The following is a 20538-nucleotide window of genomic DNA, read 5'->3' on the forward strand; positions in this document are numbered from 1 at the left end:
ATGGATCTTCGAGCCCGGTTTGCCGCGGTCGACCGGGTTCGGACCGGTCAGGCTTCCCCCTTTTTCGCTCGCAGGCTGGCCGCGTCCACGATCGCCGATGACCAGTCGACCCGTCCGGCCACACCGTGCAGATCCAAGATCTTGCGGTGCGGTCGAGGCCAGACACCCGCCCGGGTCCACGCCTGGAACCGACGGTGCGCCGTGGGTACCGACACCCCGAACTCGGACGGCAGATGCCGCCAAGCACACCCCGAGGTCAGCACGTAGACCACCGCGGTAAACACCGCCCGATCCTCGATCGGGGCAGTCCCACCGCCCTGCCAGCGGGCCTCGAACCGGGGCAGCAGCGGTTCCACCAGCTCCCACAACTCGTCCGGGACCAGCCGCCCGGCGAGGCTGCTCCCCAACACATCCATGATCGATATGTACCCGGAGCGGCCACGCGAGACACGCTCTTACCGGCATCCGCGGCACCGGCGGCATGGAGATCGACTCCGACGACACCCACCACATTTGGTTCGATTACGAACTCGACGAGTGAGCTCCCCCCGGGTATGTCGATGATCCAGCGCGCGGCGAACAGCCCTGACGCGCGTCCAGCCAGGTGGGTGCGTCTCCGGCGGGCAGTGTGAACACGACGGTGGACAGCACCGAACGTCTCGGCCGGCATCGGTGGAAAGGCGAGAGAACGATCTCCTGGCTGGATGGCTACCGCCGGTTGACCATCCGCTACGAACGCGATGGCCGGAACTTCCTCGGGTTCCTCACTCTGGCCGCCACGATCACCTGCCGGAAGAAACTCCCACCCCCCACATGAGACGGCGAAGCCCTTCACTCCCAGCGGATGCGCGAGGTGCGCCCGCACGCGGGCCTGTCCCGCCCCGAACAGGATGATCGCGTGACCGGTGAGGCGAGGGCCGGCTCCGGCGCCATGGCTATCGGGACCGGGCGGTGGTCACCTCGCCGTAGGTGTGCAGGGAGGCGAGGTCAGCGGCGGCCCGGCCGGACGCCCACCCCTCGCCGTCGGTCGCGTTCACCGCCCGGGCGACGACCTGCGGGAACATCGTCTCGGCTGCCTCCTTCACGGCGTCGCCACGGGCGGCGAGCACAGGCAGCAGCCGGCTCTCGCCCGCCTCGACCGCGGCCTGTTCACTGGCCTGCTCGGTAGCGGCCGTCAGGCGTTGGCCGATCCGGACCGCGAACGAGGCGAGGAACGACTGGCGGAACGACCGGGTGCGGGACCGCCCGTGGCGGGACCCGGCCTGCATCATCGCCGCGGTCGCCTGGACCAGGAGCGAGGTGTACAGCAGTTCGACGGCGTCGAGGTCAGGCTGGAAACCGATCACCGTGGCGAACCCGAGGTTCTTTGTCCACACCGAACGGCATCGGTTTGCACCGGCGACCACGTCGAGCAGGCTGGCCTTGGCCGCCTCGTAAGGGCTGTCGACGCCGACCCGGCGGCCGGCCGGCTCGTCGCGGGTTCCCTCCCGCGCCGCGAGCAGCGCCTCGTCGATGCTGTGCCGGGCCATGAGCTGCTGTGCCTTGGCGGTCAGCGCCTCAGCCTCGTCCGCGAACCCGGTTGATTCGGCCTTCGCCAGCAGCGCCCGGACCTTGTCGAGGATGCGTGGGTCGGCGCTCCGGCCGGCCCCGGCCCGGTGGCCCGGGTCCGCCTGGCCGTGGCCGCGTCCCGCGGGGCGACCTGGTGGGTCGCGTCGTGTGGTGCCTGGCGGGGGGCACAGGGATTCGATCGCGGGAAGGGTGTGCAGAAGGGTGAGCAGACCAAGGGTGTCGGCAAGCGCCTCCGCCCGGTCCCGGCCCTCCCGGTCACCCCAGGCGTCCAGCCAGGTGCCGTCATCCTCCCACCACAGAACGGCGTTAAGATCATACAGCTGGTTCTTCCACCGCTCGTCGACGGTGGCGGCCGCGTATTGCCGCATCTGGCCGGCGATGGCGTCGACGGCGAGTCGCGCCTGGCGCTGGCCTGCCTGACGGTTCACGATCCGGTGCACGTCAGCCGGCTGCCAGCCGCGCTGCCAGGCGGCCTCGACGGTGCGGTCGAACCACCCGGCCAGGGACCGATTGACAACTCGGCGTCCGGCCGGCCCGCCCGGCGCGGCGACGAGCAACTCCACGTACTCGGCCAGTGCCGCCTCATCCCGGGCGAGCTGGGCGTTCAGCGCCGCCGCGACCAGCTGATCGGCGATCCGGCGAAACATCTCCCGCTGGCCGCGCTCCTCCTGGTAGAAGGCCCCTGCCCCGGACTCCGGCGCCTGGGCGCGGACACGGTTCGCGCGGGCCTTCTGTTTTGCCTTGCGTCGTTCCCGGTTCCGGCTGCCCACCCATCACCTCGCTCAGCGGGAGTCCTGATCTCTCGTCCCCAAGGATCGCATGTCGACCGGAGCGAGAAGGACCGACCCCAGGTTCGGTGATCAACTCCGCGGCCATACGGCAGAATGATCCACTTATTCACCTCGTTGAGGTTCGTCATGGCGATGTGCTCGGCGGGCGGCCCGAACGAACCAGCCCCGGACCATGCCGTCGCCCGGACCATGCCGTCGCCCGGACCATGCCGTCGCCCGGACCATGCCGTCGCCCGGACCATGTCGCTCGACCGCGGAACCGGCCCTGGCAACGCTCCTGGGGACGTACGGATCGTTCCTGGCTGCCGTTCTAGACTGATCAGAGTGGTCGTGAGCCTCATGCTCCTGGACGGGGTGCGCTGGGAGGGCACCCCGGTGATGGGCGACCGCCCCCGGGCGTTGCTGGCGGCGCTGGCATCCGAGCCCGGCCGGCCGGTGCGGGCGCAGCGGCTGGCCGAGATGATCTGGGGCGAGGGGTCGTTGGCCAACCCGGCCAAGGGCCTTCAGGTGGTCGTCTCGCGGACCAGGGCGGCGTGCGGTGCCGGTGCGGTGGTGCGCGACGGTGACGGCTACCGGCTCGGTCTCCTGCCGACGCAGGTCGACAGCTGTCTGCTGGGCCGGCTGGTGGCCGAGGCCGCCGAGCTCGTCGCTGTCGATCCGCGGGCCGCCGTCGAGCGGGCCCGCGCTGCGCTGGACCTCGGCGCGGCGCTGCCGCCGGTGCCGGTGAACGGCTCCGGGCCGCTCGCCGGCGTGCGCCGGGCGGCCGGCCGCGACCTGGCGGCGGCCCGACTGCTGTTGGCCCGGGCCACGAGCCGTACAGGTGAGCATGCCAAGGCGCTCGGGCTCCTGGAGGCGGCGCACGCGCAGCAGCCCGACGACGAGGACCTGCTGGTCGACCTGCTACGCAGCGAGGCCGCGGTGCGCGGGCCCGCGGCGGCGTTGGGACGATTCGAGCGCTACCGCCGGGACCTGCGGGAACGGCTGGGGACCAGCCCCGGGGAGACACTCACCCGGGTCCAGCGCGATCTGCTCGCCCTCGACCGGCCCGTCCGGGGCGGGATCCGATACGACGCCACTCCCCTGCTGGGCCGCCAGCACGACGTCGAGCGGCTGCGGGCGTTACTGGACCGGTCGCGGGTGGTGTCGATCGTCGGGCCGGGTGGCCTCGGGAAGACCCGCCTGGCCCATCTGCTCGCCCGGGACAGCACGCTGCCGGTGGTGCACGTCGTCCACCTGGTCGGGGTGGCGGCGCCCGAGGACCTGATCGGCGAGGTCGGCTCCGCGCTCGGCGTCCGCGACTCGATCGGCGACCGCCGGGTGCTGACCCCCGCGCAGCGCGCCGACCTGCGCGCGCGGATCGCCGCGCGACTGGCGCGGGGGCCGGGCCTGCTGCTGTTGGACAACTGCGAGCATCTTGTCGCCGAGGTCGCCGAGCTGGTCGCCTTCCTCGTCACGGCCACCGCCGACCTGCGGGTGCTCACGACGAGCCGGGCGCCGCTCGCGATCGGTGCCGAGCGGGTCTACCTGCTCGGCGAGCTGGTCCGCGCCGACGCGGTCGAGCTGTTCAGCCAGCGTGCCACCGCGGCCCGCCCCACCGTCCGGCTCGACCGTGAGGTGGTCGGCCGGATCGTCGACCGGCTCGACGGGCTTCCGCTGGCGATCGAGCTGGCGGCGGCTCGGGTCCGGGCGATGTCGGTGGAGGACGTCGACCGGCGGCTGGCGGACCGGTTCGCCTTGCTGCGCGGCGGAGACCGCGCCGCCCCGGACCGCCACCGCACGCTGCTCGCCGTGATCGACTGGTCGTGGAACCTGCTGGCGGAGCCGGAACGGCGCTCGCTGCGCCGGCTGGCGCTGTTCCCGGACGGTTTTACCCTGGAGGCGGCGGAGGAGATCCTCGCCGCCCCCGGCCCCGCCGACGAGGCAGCGGGTTCCGATCCCGTCAACGCGGTCGACGCGGTGCAGAACCTCGTCGAACAGTCGTTGCTGAGCGTGCGCGAGCCGGCCGGCGGAGTGCGTTATCGGATGTTGGAGACGGTCCGGGAGTTCGGCCGGCTGCGGCTGGCCGAATCCGGCGAGCAGGTCGCGGCGCGACGGGCCCAGCGGGACTGGGCGGTCGGCTACGCCACCCGGCACGGCGTGGGTCTGGTCACGGAGCGGCAGTTCGCGGCGATCGACGCGATCGCGGCCGAGGAGACGAACCTCGCCGACGAGTTGCGTGACGCGGTGGCCGACGGCGACACCGAGACGGTCGTGCGGCTGCTGGCGGTGCTCGGTATGTTCTGGGCGATCCGCGGCGAGCACCTCCGGATGTCGGTGCTGATCGACGCGGTCACCGCGATGCTGTCCGGCTGGACACCGCAGCCCGCCGCGGCTCAGGCGGCCGTGGCTGCCGGGACCGCGATGGCGACGGTCGCGATCTTCGTGGGGGACGGGCTTCTCCCGGCGCCGATCCGCGAGCTGCTGGAGCGGCTCGGCCCCGAGGCTGCGGGCGACCCGTGGCTGGCCAACACGGCGCGGGTGCTGCTCGCCCTCGACCCGGCACAGCCCACGGACACCGAGACACAGCTCGTGCGGCTGGCGGACGGCGCCGACCGGCACCTGCGCCTGGTCTGTCTGGTGTGGCTGGCCCATCTGCACGAGAACGCCGGTGAGGCACTGGCCTCGGCGGCAGCCGCCGAGCAGACGCTGGCCCTGGCCACACCGCGGGAAGGGCCGTGGCTGACGGCCATGGTGCACACCCGGCTGGCCGAGCTGACGATGCGGCGCGGAGATTTCGCCGTCGCCCGTTCCCACGCCCAGGCGGCCCTGCCGGNCCTGGAACGGCTCGGTGCCCGCGACGACGTCGCACAGCTGCGGGTGCTGCTGGCGTTCGACGCCGTCAACGGCGGCCGGCTCGACGCGGCCGAGGAGTATCTCGCCCAGATCGACCCGTCGGACGGGGCCGTGTACGGCGGCCCGATGATGGCGGCGATCGGCCGGGCCGAGCTCGCGATCGTGCGCGGCGACACGGCTGTGGGCCTGCGCCAGCATCTGGACGCGGCAGCGGGGATGCGGGCGTTGCGATGGCCCGGCGTCGCAACGACCGGCGTCGAGCCCTGGGTGCTGGCCGGCGACGCGGTGGCGCTCGCCGCCTTCGCCTGGCACGCGGCCAGCGCCGACGACCTCGCCACCGGCCACGACCTGTTTCGCGCCANTCTCGTCCGGTGTGCCGACGCGTTGCGACGCAGCCGGGCCACGATCGACTATCCGGCGTGCGGGACGCTGCTGTTCGCGTTCGGCGTCTGGGGCCTTCGCGACGGCCGGCCGGCCGGGATGCCGGCCGGGATGACAGTGCGGGAGGCGGTCCAGCTGCTCGCGCTGGCGAAGCGTTTCTCCTACATCGCGACGATCCCGTCGCTGGGGTGGGCCCGGGTCGAGGCGCTCGCCGAGCGCCGGGCACCCGGCGCACTCCCGGCAGCCCGGTCGGACGCCGAGGCCCGGCGCCCGGCACAGCTGTTCGACGAGGCGTGCATCCTCGTCGAACGGCTGGCCGAGCGGCTGGCCGATCTACCACCGGGCCGCGACGGGGCATCGCCGGGGCACGGGCTACAGGTGCCGCTTGTAGCTGACGACCGACATCGGCAGGAAGATCACGATCACGGCGAGACCGGTGAGCAGCGTCCAGCCGACCTGCCCGGTGAGCACGCCGTTGTTGGCCAGGTCCCGCGTGGCGGAGACCAGGTGTGACACCGGATTGACCCTGGTGAAGGTCTCCAGCCAGCCCGGCAGCGTCTTCGCCGGCACGAACGCGTTGGACAGGAAGGTCAGCGGAAACAGGATCATCATCGAGATTCCCTGCACGCTGCGGGCGCTGCGGGCGACCGTGCCGATCCAGGTGAACGCCCACGCGATCGCCCAGCCGGTCAGGACCGCGAGCACGATCGCGCCGAGCACGCCGGGCACGCCGCCGCCGGGCCGGTAGCCGAGGATCAGGCCCATCAGGTAGGTCAGGCTCGCCGCGATCAGGTAGCGGACCAGGTCGGCGATCATCGGCCCGGCCAGCGGCGCGATCCGGGACATCGGCAGGGACCGGAACCGGTCGAAGACCCCCTTGTCCATGTCCTCCCGCAGCTGCGTACCGGTGGCCATGCAGGTGGTGAGCACGGTCTGGGCGACGATGCCGGGGATGAGCAGCGGCAGGTAGCTGTGGACGTCGCCGGAGATCGCGCCGCCGAACACGTAGGCGAACATCGCGGTGAACAGCAGCGGCTGGAGCGCCACGTCGAAGAACTGTTCCGGGTTGCGGCGCATCTTCTTCAGCGCTCGCCAGGCCATCGCGAAGCTCTGGGTAAGGGTGTCCCCCACCCCGGCGCGGGCCCGGGTACGGGCAACGGCGGCTGCCGGGTCGACGGCCGAGGCCGGCCGCGGCGCGCCTGCGGCCGGCCCGGCCGACGGCCCGGCGAGAACGGTGTTCATCGAGTTACCTCCGTGGCGTGGTCGTCGGGGCCGGTCGCGTCCTGGTCGGGTACCGCTCCGGTCGGGCCGCCGGCGGTCTGCGGGTCGCCGGCGTCGCCCGGGTCGCCGGCGTCGCCCGGGCCGCCGTGGCCGGGACCGGCGCCGTGGCCGGTGAGGGCGAAGAAGACCTCGTCGAGGGTCGGTTTGGCGACACTGACCGAGGCGATCGCGACGGCGGCCCCGCGCAGCGCGATCAGCACGTCGGCGGCCCGGTCGGCGACGTCGAGCGGGACGTTGAGCCGGCCGGACTCGGGCGTGGTGACCGGCTCCTCGCCGAGCACCCGCAGCACCACCTCGCGGGCGCGCTCCTGGTCAGCGCCGGGGGCGAGCTGAAGCTGCAGCGTCGAGTCGCCGACCTGGGTCTTGAGCTCGTCCGGCGTGCCCTCGGCGACCTTGCGCCCGTGGTCGATCACGCAGACCCGGTCGGCGAGCTGGTCGGCCTCGTCCAGGTACTGCGTGGTGAGCAGGACGGTGCAGCCGTCGTTGACGAGCTCGCGGATGGTGTCCCACATCTGGCCGCGGGTACGCGGGTCGAGGCCGGTCGTCGGCTCGTCCAGGAAGATCAACGGTGGCCGGGTGATGAGGGACGCGGCAAGATCGAGGCGGCGGCGCATCCCGCCGGAGAACGCCGAGATCTGTCGTTCGGCGGCCTCCTCGAGACCGAACTGCTCCAGCAGCCGGCGCGCGGTGGCGCGCGCGTCAGCCGAGCGCAGGCCCTGGAGCCGGCCGAACAGCCACAGGTTCTCGGTGGCGGTGAGGTCCTCGTCCACGGAGGCGTACTGGCCGGTCACGCCGATGAGCTGACGGACCCGGTGCGGCTGGGCGGCGACGTCGACGCCGAAGATCTCGGCCCGGCCGTCGTCGATCGCCAACAGCGTGGCCAGCATCTTCAGCATCGTCGTCTTGCCGGCGCCGTTGGGCCCGAGCACGCCGAAGATCTCGCCGTGGTGCACCTCGAGATCGATGTGGTCGACGGCGTGAAAATCGCCGAATCTCTTGACCAGACCACCGGCCTGGACCGCGGGCATGGCTGTCATCCGTCTTCCTTCCGTGGGGTGTCGCGACAACGGGGGATCGACAACGGGGGATCGACAACGGGGGCGTCGGGTCGAGGGAGGCGTCGGATGAGCTGGCCAGAACGCTAGACAACGGCGGTATCACCGCCCCTGCACGCCGGTTTCACCGGCCTTCGACCGGCCGCGCGGGCGGGACACAGGCGCCGCCACCGGCCGGAGCCGCCTCCGGTACCGACGGCCTGCCCGGTCCGCCCCGTGCCCGCCCGTATGCACGATGCGGGCAGGCACGTCACCCGCGAAGCAGAGTGATCGCGCGGCCGGCGGGACCGGCGGTCGTGGTGACGCCGGTGCGTTCGCCGATGGCGGGGGACGTCGGGGCGCTGGTCGAAGATGGCGAGGGTCCCGGTGTCGAACTGGAAACGGCCGAGGTAGCGGTCACGCTGTGGGTCTCGCTCGGCTGGATCGGCGTCGCTCCGCACGTTTCGGTATGTGTCCAGAACTGTGCGGCGCGTCGGCGATAGCCACGCCGCCTCATCCGGCGCGGTCGAGGCGGAGGGCGCGGTCATACGCCTCGCGGGCGTCGAGGAGCTGGTCCCAGTGCTCGGCGACCCAGGCGCAGGCGACCGCCATCGGCTCCAGCATGCTGCGGCCCAGCGCGGTCAGCTCGTACTCGACATGGGCGGTGGCCCTGGCATCCAGGACGGTGCGGGTGATCAGGCCGTCCCGTTCAAGGGAACGCAGCGACTGGGTGAGCACCTTGGGAGTGACCCGGCTCAGCGGCACGCGCAGCTCGGAGAACCGGCGCGGCCCGTCCTCAAGGCAGCGGATGATGAGCGCTGCCCACTTGTCGCCGAAGCGGATCGGGTTGAGCGAGGACGGGCACAGCTCGTCGAACATGTCGGCGGGCAGGGGCTTCCTCACCGCTTCACGATAGCCAGCCAGCCGGTATCCCCGCGGTAACCGCCATCCCCGATAGCGTCCGCGCACCGGCAGGCGCAAGGGCACCGGCATACGGGGAGAGGGGTTGCCGTGAACATTGTGGTGTTCGGCGCGGGCGGGCGTGCGGGGCGGCAGGTTCTCGCCGAAGCAGGTCGCCGCGGCCACCGGGTCACCGCCGTGATGCGCGACCCCGCACGTCATGGCGACCTGCCGTCCGACGCCCGGGTGGTTGCGGGTGATGTCACTGATGCGGTAAGTGTCGAGCGTGCGGCGGCCGGACAGGACGCGGCGATCAGCGCCGCGGTCGACCTGTCCACGCCGGCGCACGACTTCTTCACCGCGTCGTCCCGCGCCTTGGCCACCGGGCTGGCCAGGGCGGGCGTGCGCCGCCTGGTGGTCGTCGGCCTCTCCTCGATCCTGCCGGGGGCATCTGGCGCCGCGTTGATGGACGAGCCCGGCTACCCGAACGAGTACCGTTCCTTCTTCCTCGGCCACGCGGCGGGCCTCGACGTGCTGCGCGCCTGCGAACTCGACTGGGTGTACGTCGCTCCCGCTGGGGACTTCGACCACGACGGGGCGCGCACCGGCCGGTACCGGGTCGCCGAGCACGGCGACCCGGCCAGCCGGATCGGGTACGCGGACTTCGCGATCGCGCTGCTCGACGAGATCGAGGAACCGCGCCACCACCGCGCCACCGTCAGCGTCCAGTAGGTGCCGATCCATGACCAGCGGGCGGTCGGATCATCACCATCGGCAGTAACGCCGCCGACCGGATCCCCGAGCCGGGTGGCAGCGTTTACGCGGCCAGCAAGTCCGCGCTGACCTATAGCCGTAACCCGTTCGCGATAAAATTTTACCCGCCGTTCTATGCCCGGACATCCACGCGCCTGGCCGGGCCCGCCGTTGTCACTTCAGGCGCGGCCATCAGGTTGTCAACGGCGGGGGATGGGTGGCGTGATGCGACCGTGGCGACCTCGGTTGCCGCGAGGCAGGAAGTATGGGCCCGAAGCAGCGGGGTATCAACCCACGGCCGTGCTGGCTCTGATGTTCGTATCAGCCGATCTCAATTGTCGATGGCTGGCCCCGGGCGCAGAACGTCGATCACCCACTCGTATCGGCTATGATTGGCTCGAAGTCAGTGGAGACCAGTATTTCGCCGGCATGTTCAGCTGCCCAGACTGCCGCACCCGGCGAACGGGTGCCGCCGATGGCCTACCAGGACGTTCGCGACAGTTGCGGAAGGGACGCGGTCATGACGTTCGCATTGTCANCCGGATCGACGGCCATATCTTGCACCGGGACCCGCCGGCGCGGATAAATCAGGAGCGGCATCGGGCACGGCGTCCAGAGCCGGCCTGGGAAACTGGATGTTTTCCGGCTGGCCAGCCGCGGAGACCCCTATACACCCTCCGTACGCTCCGCGAAAAGGCCGGTTCCACCTGCTGCCCCTCAGGGAGGAACCNGTCGTTGTATCTCGAGAATTTGTTGAAGCCGTCTGCTGACGGACCAGAGGAGCGTACTCAGTGGACAAGATCCAAACAATCGAGGAGCTACACACCACGGCATCCGATCTCACCGGACTCACCGACTTCGGCCCGGCGGACTATCTGGAAGGGCTCGAGGTGCTCCTGGCCTCCTATCAGGAAGAGGCGAGCCTGACGCCGCACGGCGTCCAGCTGGTCCAGGACGAGTTGTGCGGCATCCTGATGGCCCGCCTGTTCAGTGAGGCCGGGTGGCAGAGACATCCCGAGCACGCCCAGGTCCCGATCGAGAGGCCGGTGTTCATCGTCGGTATGCCGCGGACCGGCACCACCACCCTGCACCGGCTACTCACCGCCGACTCGGCCAACCAAGGGCTCGAACTGTGGCTGGGCTACGCTCCCCAGCCCCGGCCCGCACGCTCGACCTGGCCTACCAACCCGATCTTCCAGATGGTCCAGGGGGGCGTCGACAAGTTTGTCGAGCAACATCCCGGCTACCTGGGCATCCACAATCGCAAAGCCGGCGAGGTCGAGGAGTGCTGGCTGTTGACCCGCCAGTCGATGGTCTCGCCGTATTTCGAGTTCACCGGGTACGTGCCGACGTACTCCGCGTGGCTGGCAGGCCGGGACTCGACCGAAGCGTACCGGCGGCATCGCCGCAACCTCCAACTGATCGGGCTGCATGACCCCGGGCGACGCTGGGTACTCAAGTCCTCCAGTCACATGCCCTGTCTGGATGCCCTGCTGGCGACCTACCCCGACGCAATGGTGATCCAGACCCACCGCAGACCCGCTAGTACGGTACTGGGATCGGCGTGCAGCATGGCGAGCAAGCTTGCCGCGGGCATGTCCTCAGTTTTCCAGGGCGAGGTGATCGGCCCTACCCTGCTCGCACTCGCCACTCGCACTCTTGCGCGATTCGCCACGGAGCGGGCCAAACACGACCAGGCCAGATTCTACGACGTCGAATTCGACGAGTTCACCGCCGACCCGCTGGCGGTCGTCGCCGACATCTACCGCCACCTCGGATGGGACCTGGCCAACGAGGTCCGCCCGGCCATGTCGGCCGTGCTGGCCGAAGACGCACGCCTCCGTTCGCACCGCTACGACCTGGCCCAATTCGGCATCAGCGCCGAGGAAGTCGACTCCCGACTCGGCACCCTGCTCTGAACCGACCGGAACTCGGTGGCTCCGAACTCGGTGGCCCCGTCGTGGGCTGACCTGGTCTCGGCCTGCTCTGTTTGCGCCGTCCAGCGGTCTCGCATTTGCCCTTCCACCACCGAGCAACGAGAAGACGCCAACACTCCTGGGCCTAACTCGCCGAAATGAGGGACGATCATGACTGCCTTGTCCGCGGAGCCGGCGCTGGCCCGCTGGGGTTTCTCCGAATGGGTCGAAAGCGCGAGGCGAAGCGGTGAACTGATCGCGACTCCCGAGCTTGACGACCGCAACGACGCGGTCATAAGCATCAACGGCAGAAAAGTGGTCAACTTCGCCGGCATCGGCATCCTCGGATGGCAACACGACCCGGACGTGCGCAACGTCTTCGTCGAGACGGCGATGAACTATGGCCTGGTCGTCGGCGGCTCCCGAGTGGTTCAGGGCGTCGCCCGGCCACACCTGGAACTGGAGGCGCTGGTCGCCGAGATCACCGGCCGGCAGAAGGCGCTCACCTACGCCACCGGGCTGCTGGCCAACGTCGGGTTCGTGCACGCGATGAGCGCCAGGTTCTCGTTCAACGACCAGCCCGGCGTGGACAACGCCGACACGGTGTTCGTGCTCGACCGGGACAGCCACTGGAGCATGTGGAAGGCCGTTGAACGATTCAAGTTCGGACGTAACCTGATCAACTTCCGCCACAATGACATTGCCGATCTCAGGCAGGTGCTGGAAAACCTCCGCGGCCGGCGGGTCGTTGTCGGATTCTTGACCGTGTACTCCGACGGCTCGATGGCTCCGGTCGGCGAGATCCTCGACCTGTGCGACGAGTTCGGCGCGGTCAGCTTCGTCGACGACGCGAACGGCTTCATGGTCTACGGCAACGGCGGCCACCGGTTCGCCGCTGAATACGAGGAGCTGCGCCGGGCGACTTTCCTGATGGTGTCGTTCGGCAAGTCCATCGGCTTGGGCGGTGGCGCCCTCGCGGGACCGGCCGACGCTCTTGATGCGTTCCGCTTCCTGTCGGGCACGTCGGTGTTCACCACCAACATTCAGCCGCCGACCGCCGGCGCCATCGTCCATGTGCTGCGCCGGATGAGACAAGACCCGTCCGTGATGGAACGCTACCTCGACCGAGTCGACCGGCTGCGGGAGCGACTGCTCGGGATCGGCTGCACCATCAACGCCACGCCGACCTACGTCACATCGATCTCGGTGGGCTCGAACCACACCGCCGTACGCGTCCGGCAGGACTTCCTCGATCGCGGGTATCTGGTACCGATGTTCGGCTACCCGGCGGTGAACAAGAACCAGACCGTGATCCGGCTGATGGTGAACAACCGGCTGTCCGACGAACACCTGGACGGCTTCCTCGACACGCTCGCCGAGCTCAAGCAGAAGTACGAGTTCTGAACCAGCGCTGCTCGGTCGTCCGCGGGCCGGCCACGGCGGCGGCACGATGATCTCTCAGATCATGCCCAGCCATCTCACCAGCCCGGTCACCCAGGCCGCTGCCGACGAGGCGACCGCCGCCGCCAGTGGAACGATCCCGCTTTTGTGGACAGCGAAGACGGGGTCACTCGGTCAGTAGGAGCAGAAGCGTAACCGATCAGTCAGATGGGGACGTGACGGGACGCGGGCGCAGCGCCGTGGGAATAGTGGGCTCCGCGTCGACGACGCGGATGAGCAGGCGCAGCAGCTGCTGCTGCTCATCCGGCGAGAGCACCTGCAGCGACGCCGGGGGAACGGACAGCATCTCCTGGGCCTGGGCCAGAACGCGTCGGCCCTCCTCGGTCATCGCGACCGTCTTGGCCCGCCGGTCGGTCGGGTGCGGCTCGCGCCGGGCGACGCCGCGGCGCTCGAGCAGGNCGACGACGCTGGTCAGGTAGCTCGGGTCGTGGCGGAACATCTCGACGAGCTCGCGCATCGGGCGCGGGCCCCCCGACAGCACCAGAAGGATCTTCAAAGCGGCCGGCGTGAGATCAAACGCCTGGCAGACGGTGTGCATCCGGCTGGGCGCCTCGCCGCTGAAGGTCAGCGCCAGCATGGCGCGCCACGCCTCGCGAGCTGTCGCCTCGCGAGTGCCCGCCTCGCGAGTGCCCGCGTCCCGGGCGGTCGCATCTCGGGCAGTCGCCTCCCCGGCGGCCTCCCGAGCGGCTTCGATCATGCGTCGATCGTATCGGCAAGCCGCCGCGAACGTCTCGTTGTCACGACGATATATTTGACACAACTCAACGAGCGTCGGATGCTGGGCGGCGACCAGCTTTGTCCCGTCCGGTCGCCGCAGGTCCGAACGCGACCGACCGCCCCCGGCGTCTGCCGCCTTTGCCACGGAGATCAACGTGCCTGACCAACCCAACGCGGCCTCGCCGCCCGCCACCGCCGCGCCCGGGCCCGCCTCGGCCGCCAAGCTGGACCCGGCGCTGATCCGACTGTCCGCCACAGTGATGCTCGGCGCGATCATGGTGATCCTCGACACGACGATCGTCTCGGTCGCCATCCACGCGCTCGGTAACGAGTTCCACACGTCGCTGTCCACGATCTCCTGGGTCACCACCGGTTATCTGCTGGCGCTGGCCGTCGTGATCCCGCTGGCCGGCTGGTCGGTCGAGCGGTTCGGCGCGACGCGGATGTGGAACATCTCGCTGGCGCTGTTCNTCGCCGGCAGTGCCCTGTGCGGCCTCGCCTGGTCGGCAGGGACGCTGATCGCCTTCCGGGTCCTGCAGGGCCTCGGCGGCGGCATGATCATGCCGATCTGCATGACCCTGCTCGCCCAGGCCGCGGGCCCGCAGCGGATCGGCCGGGTCATGAGCATCATCGGCGTCCCGATGCTCATCGCGCCGGTGCTCGGCCCGGTCATCGGCGGACTGATCGTCGACCACCTCAGCTGGCGCTGGATCTTCTACGTGAACGTGCCGATCGGCGTGCTCGCCCTGTTCCTGTCCTGGCGGGTGCTGCCACGCGATGACCGCGGCTCGGCGCACCACCGGCTCGACCTGCCCGGCCTGGCGCTGATCTCGCCGGGGCTGGCGGCGCTCGTCTACGGCCTGTCCGAGGCGGGCAACGGCGGCGGCTTCGGGGCTGCGAAGGTGCAGGTCAGCATCGCCGTCGGCGTAGTGCTGCTGGCCGGCTTCGTCGTGCACGCCCTGCGCCGCGACGGCGCCCTGCTCGACATGCGGCTGTTCGGCGACCGGGTGTTCAGCATCGCGAGCGTCACGACCTTCGTGATCGGCGCCATGCTGTTCGGTGCGATGTTCCTGCTTCCGCTCTACTACCAGGTCGCGCGCGGGCAGAGCGCCAGNGACGCCGGCCTGCTCATGGCGCCACAGGGACTGGGCGCAATGATCTCCATGGCGATCGCGGGACGGGTCTCCGACCGCCGCGGCGCCCGGTCGGTCGTCCCGCTCGGCATGGTCCTCGCCCTGCTCGGCACGCTGCTGTTCACCCAGGTCGACGCGCACACCAATGAGGTGCTGCTGGCGTTCTCGCTGTTCGTGCGCGGTCTGGGCTTCGGGGCGACGATGATGCCCGCGATGGGCGCCGCCTATGCGACGCTCGGGCAGGCGGCGGTGCCGCGCGCGACCACGACGCTGAACATCCTGCAGCGGGTCGGCGGGTCGCTGGCCACCGCGCTGGTCGCCGTCGAACTGCAGCACGCCATCGCCAGCCGGCTGCCGGGCGTCGGTGGCGAGGGTGCGCTCGCCGAGTCGGCGGGGGTGAAGCTTCCCGGCCCTGTCGCCGACAAGGTCGCCGAGGCGTTCGGCGTGACGTTCTGGTGGGTCGTCGCCCTGACCGCCGTCGGCTTCGTCGCCAGCCTCTTCCTCCCCGGCCGCCCCGCTGCCACCGTGGCGCACGGCCCCGCGAACGCCCAGCCGGCGGCCCCGCAGCGCGAACCGGTAGCGGTGGTGGAGTAGCCCGCCGGAAACGCCGGTCGTCGACCACGTGAATCTACAAGGATTCCGGCCGGGTCCCACACGACGGATGTCGTGCNCGCCCCGGCCGAGTCAGCGCGCGAGCCACTCTCGATAGGTGGTCCTGGCGATGGCGGCGCCGTCCTTGGCGATGAGGGCGTCGCCCGAGGCGGCGGCGAACATGCCGGCGCTGTTGTCGGTGACGGCGGTGCGATGGTCACCGTGGGCGGCAAGGGTGATCTTGCCCAGTTCGTCGAGCGCGAAGACCTCGGGGCCGGCAACGTTGCGCTGGCGGTAGGTCACGGCCCGCTCGGTGAACAGCGAGGCCCAGCACCGGCTGACGTGCTGGAGGATCGCCGCCGGCCCCACGACGTTCAGGTACGTGTCCTGTTGGCCGGCGAAGGAGGCCGACGGCAGGTCCTCTGCCGTCGCACTGGACCGGACGGCATACGCGGCTTGCCCGCCGAGCTGGGCGAGCGCGCGGATGATCGCCGCCGCGAGATCGCCCGGGATGGCGATCCCTTCGATGGCTGGTTGCACGCCGGACAGCGGGGGGCTGGCCGGTGACGGTCCCGCCCCCAGGCGCTCCGCCACCACGCCAGCCGCCCCGAACGACCCCTACAGACAATCATGAACTTCAGTTGCTAACCAGCAACTTTGCCGGAGCCCTGGTTACCGAACCTGTCCGAGTCTAGGCTACGCCCGGTCCCTGCCCGCCGGGGACGTCCGACCGGTCCTCGACCAGGACCAGCCGGCCTCGTGCCCGCTTGTCGTCAGTCGCGCCACACGGAAGCGGACGCCCCTCCAACGGACCGGTGAGGCGTCCGCCAAGCCGCCCCGCGGCGTGCCGGATCCGCCCGACCAGGCCGGCGGGGATGCGCTGGGCCACTACCAAGGCGGTGAGCGCGGCCACCACAACCCCGTCACGGCTACGCACCGGCACCGACACGCAGCAGATCCCATCCACAAGATCCTGCTGGTCGAACGCCGCCTCCTCGCGCCGGATGACAGCACGGGCCCGCTTCCACTCCCGCTCGGACATCGAGGGCGGCGGCACCAGCTCCGGCTGGCAGGCAAGCAGCATCTGGCCGGCGGCGGTGTCGAGCCGTAGCGAACTCGTGCTGCCCCGCAGGTCGATCCCACGGTCCCCAGCGGCGCTGGTGGCCAGCACCAGCCGCCTCTCCCGCAGGACGACCAAGGCGATCGCCGTACGGGTGGCCGCGCTGAGCGAGGCGACCGGGTCTCGGGCGATCCGTGCCAGCCGGTGCAGGGAACGGTCCGGGGCTGCCAGCCGGCGCAGGCCGGAGCCGATCCGGTAGCCGCCGCTGTCCCGATCGACTACCCCGAGCGCGCACATCTGCTCGACCAGCCGATGTACCGTCGTCTTGGGCAGCCCGGCGGTCCTGGCGAGTTCCGACAGGCCGACGGAGTCGAACCAGGACAGAGCGTCGAGAATGTCGAAGGCGCCTTCGAGTACCCCGCGTCCCCGGGGCGCCGCCGGCCCGCGAGCGGCAGCGGCGCGCGGTGCCGCACTATGCTCGGCGGGCTCGGCGGAACCTGCCGCCTGTGGTGAACCAGCCGAGTTGGTCCGGTCCTGGGCCCGGTCATGGGCCCCCTCGGCCGTGCACTCGTCAGGTCCACGCGAGCGCGTTCGCGCCACCAGTCCGCCGGATCCGGACATCCGGTCACCCCCGATGACGTAGCTGCCTGAGTGAGGAAAACCTCGCCTTCCGTCGGATTTTATCCAGACTTGATCGGCTGGTCTCACGACTTCATGCGGCTCCCCGATGTCGTGAAGCCGACGTCCGGCGGGAGTGCCCGAGCAGTTTCGCGTTCGATCATCAAGCAAAGTCGACGGATACCCGGAGGACATCAATCGAAGCACAGGTGTTTGTATGGGCGCGGACACGGCAATGGGCGCGGACACGGCAATGGGCGCGGACACGCGGCCCGGCAGCGGCCTGCGGTGGCTAACGGCGGGTGGCTGTGGGCAGGGTCCAGCCCTGGCGGCACTTCGACCCGCCGATGCCGCCGTTGTCACAGCCCTCAATGAGGAACTGGTAGCCGCCGTTGGTCTCACTCACGACGCGGAACTGCCCGGATGTCCCTCCGGTCACGTCCCGCTGCCAGGTGTTGCCGTACGCGGTCCAGCGGACGATGAACTTGTCGTAGTGGTACGGGTCGGTGGGCCCCCAACTCACGTGGGCGTAACCGTTCGCCTCCCACGCAGTGATCACCATCCGCTTCCCCTGTCGGGGAGACCAGGTGATTTCCCCACCCTGAAACCTCTGCCGCCGGCCAGCCCATTCACCGTTGGTGAAGTAGACGTCGCGCTCGCCGCTGGTCGGACAGGCCAGGTAACTGCGGGGGCCGCCGAGCTGGTTCCAGCGTGCGCCGATGAGTCCGTAGGGTGCCAGCTTCGGGTTGCAGGCGGGGGCCGCGGACGCGGCGGTGGTTCCGAGCCCGGCCACGGTGATCGCCGCTGCCGCCGTCGCGAGCAGCATGACGAGGATCCGTCTGACGAGGGACATGTCTTCCTCCTGTGATAGCGGGAATGTTGGACTGTGGTGATGGGAATGTTCGGGGCCCGGCCATTGGGGAATGCGACGTTGCGGTGTTCGCGACGTTGCGGTGTTCGCGGTGTTCGCGGTGTTCGCGCGAGAGCCCGTCGCCCAAAAGTACGCTCGCGATCTGCGTCGCGTAAGACGTCGGTCCACTGGGTGGACCGCCTTCCTGCGCGACGCGGACCGCAGGTACCAGGCGGGGATTCACCTCCGCCGGCTTCGGGCTGAGGCTTTCCCGGAGGCCTGCGCTACCTCGACGAGTGGCGCACGGAGCTCGGGGAGATCCACCGGGATGCCGAACGCGATGCCCCGGCCGCTCATACTGGTGGCCAGGGCGGCCTTCGCTGTGGCGGCGGCCTCGGCCGAGAAGGTGATTCCACCAATGGTGGACCCGCCTGGGCAGGACGTTCTGCGCCCGCTCCGGGTGCCGGAGTGCCTCTGGATGTAGGACGTCAGACCGGGCCGCGGCGGCCGATGCGCGGATAACGTGACTAGTGCCGGCAGGTTCCTCGGCCGGTGCGCCGAGCCGCGCGGCGTGGGGCCGTCTATTCGGCGGACCCGTCCGCGCCGACGGTAATGACACATTCACTGTTGGCTGCCCGGCGGCGGTCGTGACACCCGACGCCGGGGCCGCGCGCACCACCGCTGGCAGCGGCAACACCATCGGGAGCGGAATGTGACACTTGTGCACGATAGGCCGGCCGGGCACACGGACCCGCCGGCGGGCGAGCTCCCGCCCAGGGTTGTGAAAACCCTGGCGCAGTACCTGCGGACGACGTCGCACAAGGACATCGCGCTGCTGTACTTCATGACCTCGCTGGTATTCTTCGCGTTCGCTGGAATCCTGGCGATGCTCATCCGGGCCGAGCTCGCCCGACCGGGCCTGCAGTACCTGTCGAACGAGCAGTACAATCAGGTGTTCACGATGCACGGCACGCTGATGCTGCTGATGTTCGCGACGCCGATCGCGTTCGCGTTCGCGAACTACCTGATCCCGCTGCAGATCGGCTCGCCTGACGTGGCCTTTCCACGGCTGAACGCGTTGTCGTTCTGGCTGTTCCTGTTCGGCAGCCTGACGGTCACCGCGGGCTTCCTTACGCCGAACGGCGCCGCCTCCTTCGGCTGGTTCGCCTATACGCCGCTGTCGAACGCTGCCTACTCGCCGGGCATCGGCAGTGACCTGTGGGTGCTGGGTCTGACCGTCTCCGGTCTGGGTACCATCCTGGGCGCGGTCAACTTCATCACGACGATCCTTTGCCTGCGGGCGCCCGGCATGACGATGTTCCGGCTGCCGATCTTCTGCTGGANCCTGCTGGTGACCTCGATCCTGGTTCTGGTCGCCTTCCCGGTGCTCGCGGCCGCGCTGCTCGCCCTGGAGTTCGACCGCCGGTTCGGCGCGCACATCTTCGACCCGGGTAACGGCGGCGCAGTCCTCTGGCAACACCTGTTCTGGTTCTTCGGGCATCCCGAGGTGTACATCATCGCCCTGCCCTTCTTCGGGATGATAACGGAGATCATCCCGGTGTTCTCCCGCAAGCCGTTGTTCGGCTACAAGGGACTGGTCTACGCGACCATCGGCATCGGGGCGTTGGCGATCGCCGTGTGGGCGCATCACATGTACGTCACCGGCGCGGCGCTGCTGCCGTTCTTCGCTTTCCTGACGTTCCTGATCGCGGTGCCAACCGGGGTCAAGTTCTTCAACTGGATTGGCACGATGTGGCGCGGACAGCTCACCTTCGAGGCGCCGATGTTGTTCGCCGTCGGCTTCCTGGTGACGTTCCTGTTCGGTGGTCTGACCGGTGTCCTGCTGGCCAGCCCGCCGATCGACTTCCACGTCTCGGACAGCTACTTCGTCGTCGGCCACTTCCACTACGTCGTCGCCGGCCTGTTGTTCGCCGGCTTCGGCGGGGTGTACTTCTGGTTCCCGAAGGTCACCGGCCGGATGTTGAACGAGCGGCTCGCGAAGGTGCACTTCTGGACGATGTTCTTCGGCTTCCACCTGACCTTCCTGGTGGATCACTGGCTCGGCGTCAAGGGCATGCCGCGCCGATACGCCGACTACGGCCCGGACGACGGCTTCACCACGCTGAACACCATCGCCACCGCTGGCAGCTCCCTGCTTGCGCTGTCGACCCTGCCGCTGCTGTACAACCTGTGGTGGTCGTACCGGAAGGGTCGGATCGTGACGGTGGACGACCCGTGGGGCTTCGGCAACTCGCTGGAATGGGCGACGTCCTGCCCACCGCCGCGGCACAACTTCACCTCGCTACCGCGGATCTGCTCCGAGCGGCCCGCCTTCGACCTGCACTACCCGCAGGCGGCCGGCGCGGTCGACTACCACGCCACCCCCGAGCTCACCCCGACCCACGACACCCCGGAGCTGAATACCTGAGAACGCGGCTCACGTGGGCGGGTGAACCGCCCCGGGCTCTCAAGAGCCCGGGGCGGTTCAGCCCTGACAGGCCCCGGCCCTCATGGGTTGGTCCGGTTCACGGCGCTGCTGGCCGATGCGGCCCGCCGTGAGGTGCGCCCACCGAGGTCGAGACCGCGCGGGGCTACGACGACCGACGGTTGTAATCTCGGCTAGCTCGTGTTGATTCCATGAGGGTCACCAA

The 20538-nt window shown here is 70.0% G+C and carries 12 protein-coding genes and 4 pseudogenes; 7 read left to right on the plus strand and 9 right to left on the minus strand.

From position 1 onward, the window contains the following. Positions 1-416, minus strand: a pseudogene (locus CED_RS14740) (transposase); the annotation flags it as partial. A gap of 236 nt (positions 417-652) precedes the next feature. Between CED_RS14740 and CED_RS26255 the strand changes: the two are divergent. After that, a pseudogene (locus tag CED_RS26255) lies at positions 653-817 on the plus strand (IS5/IS1182 family transposase); the annotation flags it as partial. A gap of 118 nt (positions 818-935) precedes the next feature. Here CED_RS26255 and CED_RS14750 read toward each other — a convergent pair. After that, the gene (locus CED_RS14750) at positions 936-2339 is read right to left on the minus strand and encodes a DUF2786 domain-containing protein (RefSeq protein ID WP_011436454.1); all 1404 of its coding nucleotides are present in this window, start codon (positions 2337-2339) and stop codon (positions 936-938) included. A 480-nt stretch (positions 2340-2819) separates the two neighbouring features. On the opposite strand from CED_RS14750, the pseudogene CED_RS26260 reads away from it, so the two are divergent. Then, positions 2820-4106, plus strand: a pseudogene (locus CED_RS26260) (BTAD domain-containing putative transcriptional regulator); the annotation flags it as partial. A gap of 1839 nt (positions 4107-5945) precedes the next feature. Here the strand turns inward: CED_RS26260 and CED_RS22770 are convergent. From CED_RS22770 to CED_RS14775, 3 genes are all read right to left on the minus strand, one after another. Further along, positions 5946-6815, minus strand: coding sequence for an ABC transporter permease (locus CED_RS22770; RefSeq protein WP_011436452.1), 870 nt, complete (start codon positions 6813-6815; stop codon positions 5946-5948). Then, a complete protein-coding gene (locus CED_RS14765; RefSeq protein ID WP_011436451.1) occupies positions 6812-7891 on the minus strand; it encodes a daunorubicin resistance protein DrrA family ABC transporter ATP-binding protein in 1080 nt (359 codons plus the stop codon). Before CED_RS14765 ends, CED_RS22770 begins: the two co-directional genes overlap by 4 nt. A gap of 510 nt (positions 7892-8401) precedes the next feature. Further along, complete coding sequence (locus CED_RS14775) at positions 8402-8791, minus strand: helix-turn-helix domain-containing protein (RefSeq protein WP_011436450.1); 390 nt, start codon at positions 8789-8791, stop codon at positions 8402-8404. Positions 8792-8899: 108 nt separating this feature from the next. Between CED_RS14775 and CED_RS14780 the strand changes: the two genes are divergently transcribed. From CED_RS14780 to CED_RS14790, 3 genes are all read left to right on the plus strand, one after another. Next, positions 8900-9520 (plus strand): NAD(P)-dependent oxidoreductase, encoded by a 621-nt coding sequence (locus CED_RS14780; RefSeq protein ID WP_011436449.1) that lies wholly within the window; start codon positions 8900-8902, stop codon positions 9518-9520. Between the two features lie 812 nt (positions 9521-10332). Continuing rightward, positions 10333-11460, plus strand: a complete 1128-nt coding sequence (locus tag CED_RS14785; protein ID WP_011436448.1) for a sulfotransferase — start codon at positions 10333-10335, stop codon at positions 11458-11460. A gap of 168 nt (positions 11461-11628) precedes the next feature. Beyond that, entirely contained in the window at positions 11629-12861 is a 1233-nt protein-coding gene (locus CED_RS14790) for a pyridoxal phosphate-dependent aminotransferase family protein (protein WP_011436447.1), read from the plus strand. A gap of 196 nt (positions 12862-13057) precedes the next feature. Here the strand turns inward: CED_RS14790 and CED_RS14795 are convergent, their stop codons facing one another. Then, positions 13058-13615 (minus strand): MarR family winged helix-turn-helix transcriptional regulator, encoded by a 558-nt coding sequence (locus CED_RS14795; RefSeq protein ID WP_035911545.1) that lies wholly within the window; start codon positions 13613-13615, stop codon positions 13058-13060. A 175-nt stretch (positions 13616-13790) separates the two neighbouring features. Here CED_RS14795 and CED_RS14800 point away from each other — a divergent pair, with 175 nt between their 5' ends. Beyond that, positions 13791-15362 carry a DHA2 family efflux MFS transporter permease subunit gene (locus tag CED_RS14800; RefSeq protein WP_035911547.1) on the plus strand — a complete coding sequence of 524 codons (1572 nt, stop codon included), beginning with the start codon at positions 13791-13793 and terminating at the stop codon, positions 15360-15362. 279 nt (positions 15363-15641) lie between these two features. On the opposite strand, the pseudogene CED_RS26265 reads toward CED_RS14800, so the two are convergent. From CED_RS26265 to CED_RS14815, 3 genes and pseudogenes are all read right to left on the minus strand, one after another. Next, a pseudogene (locus CED_RS26265) lies at positions 15642-15899 on the minus strand (PEP/pyruvate-binding domain-containing protein); the annotation flags it as partial. A gap of 151 nt (positions 15900-16050) precedes the next feature. Continuing rightward, positions 16051-17019, minus strand: coding sequence for an IclR family transcriptional regulator (locus CED_RS21600; RefSeq protein ID WP_160172397.1), 969 nt, complete (start codon positions 17017-17019; stop codon positions 16051-16053). A gap of 310 nt (positions 17020-17329) precedes the next feature. Continuing rightward, positions 17330-17890 (minus strand): LGFP repeat-containing protein, encoded by a 561-nt coding sequence (locus CED_RS14815; protein ID WP_011436442.1) that lies wholly within the window; start codon positions 17888-17890, stop codon positions 17330-17332. A 709-nt stretch (positions 17891-18599) separates the two neighbouring features. On the opposite strand from CED_RS14815, the gene ctaD reads away from it, so the two are divergent. Further along, positions 18600-20315 carry a cytochrome c oxidase subunit I gene (ctaD, locus tag CED_RS14825; RefSeq protein WP_035911551.1) on the plus strand — a complete coding sequence of 572 codons (1716 nt, stop codon included), beginning with the start codon at positions 18600-18602 and terminating at the stop codon, positions 20313-20315. Positions 20316-20538: the final 223 nt, after the last annotated feature.

This window comes from Frankia sp. CeD, from assembly GCF_000732115.1.
Lineage (GTDB): Bacteria > Actinomycetota > Actinomycetes > Frankiales > Frankiaceae > Frankia > Frankia casuarinae.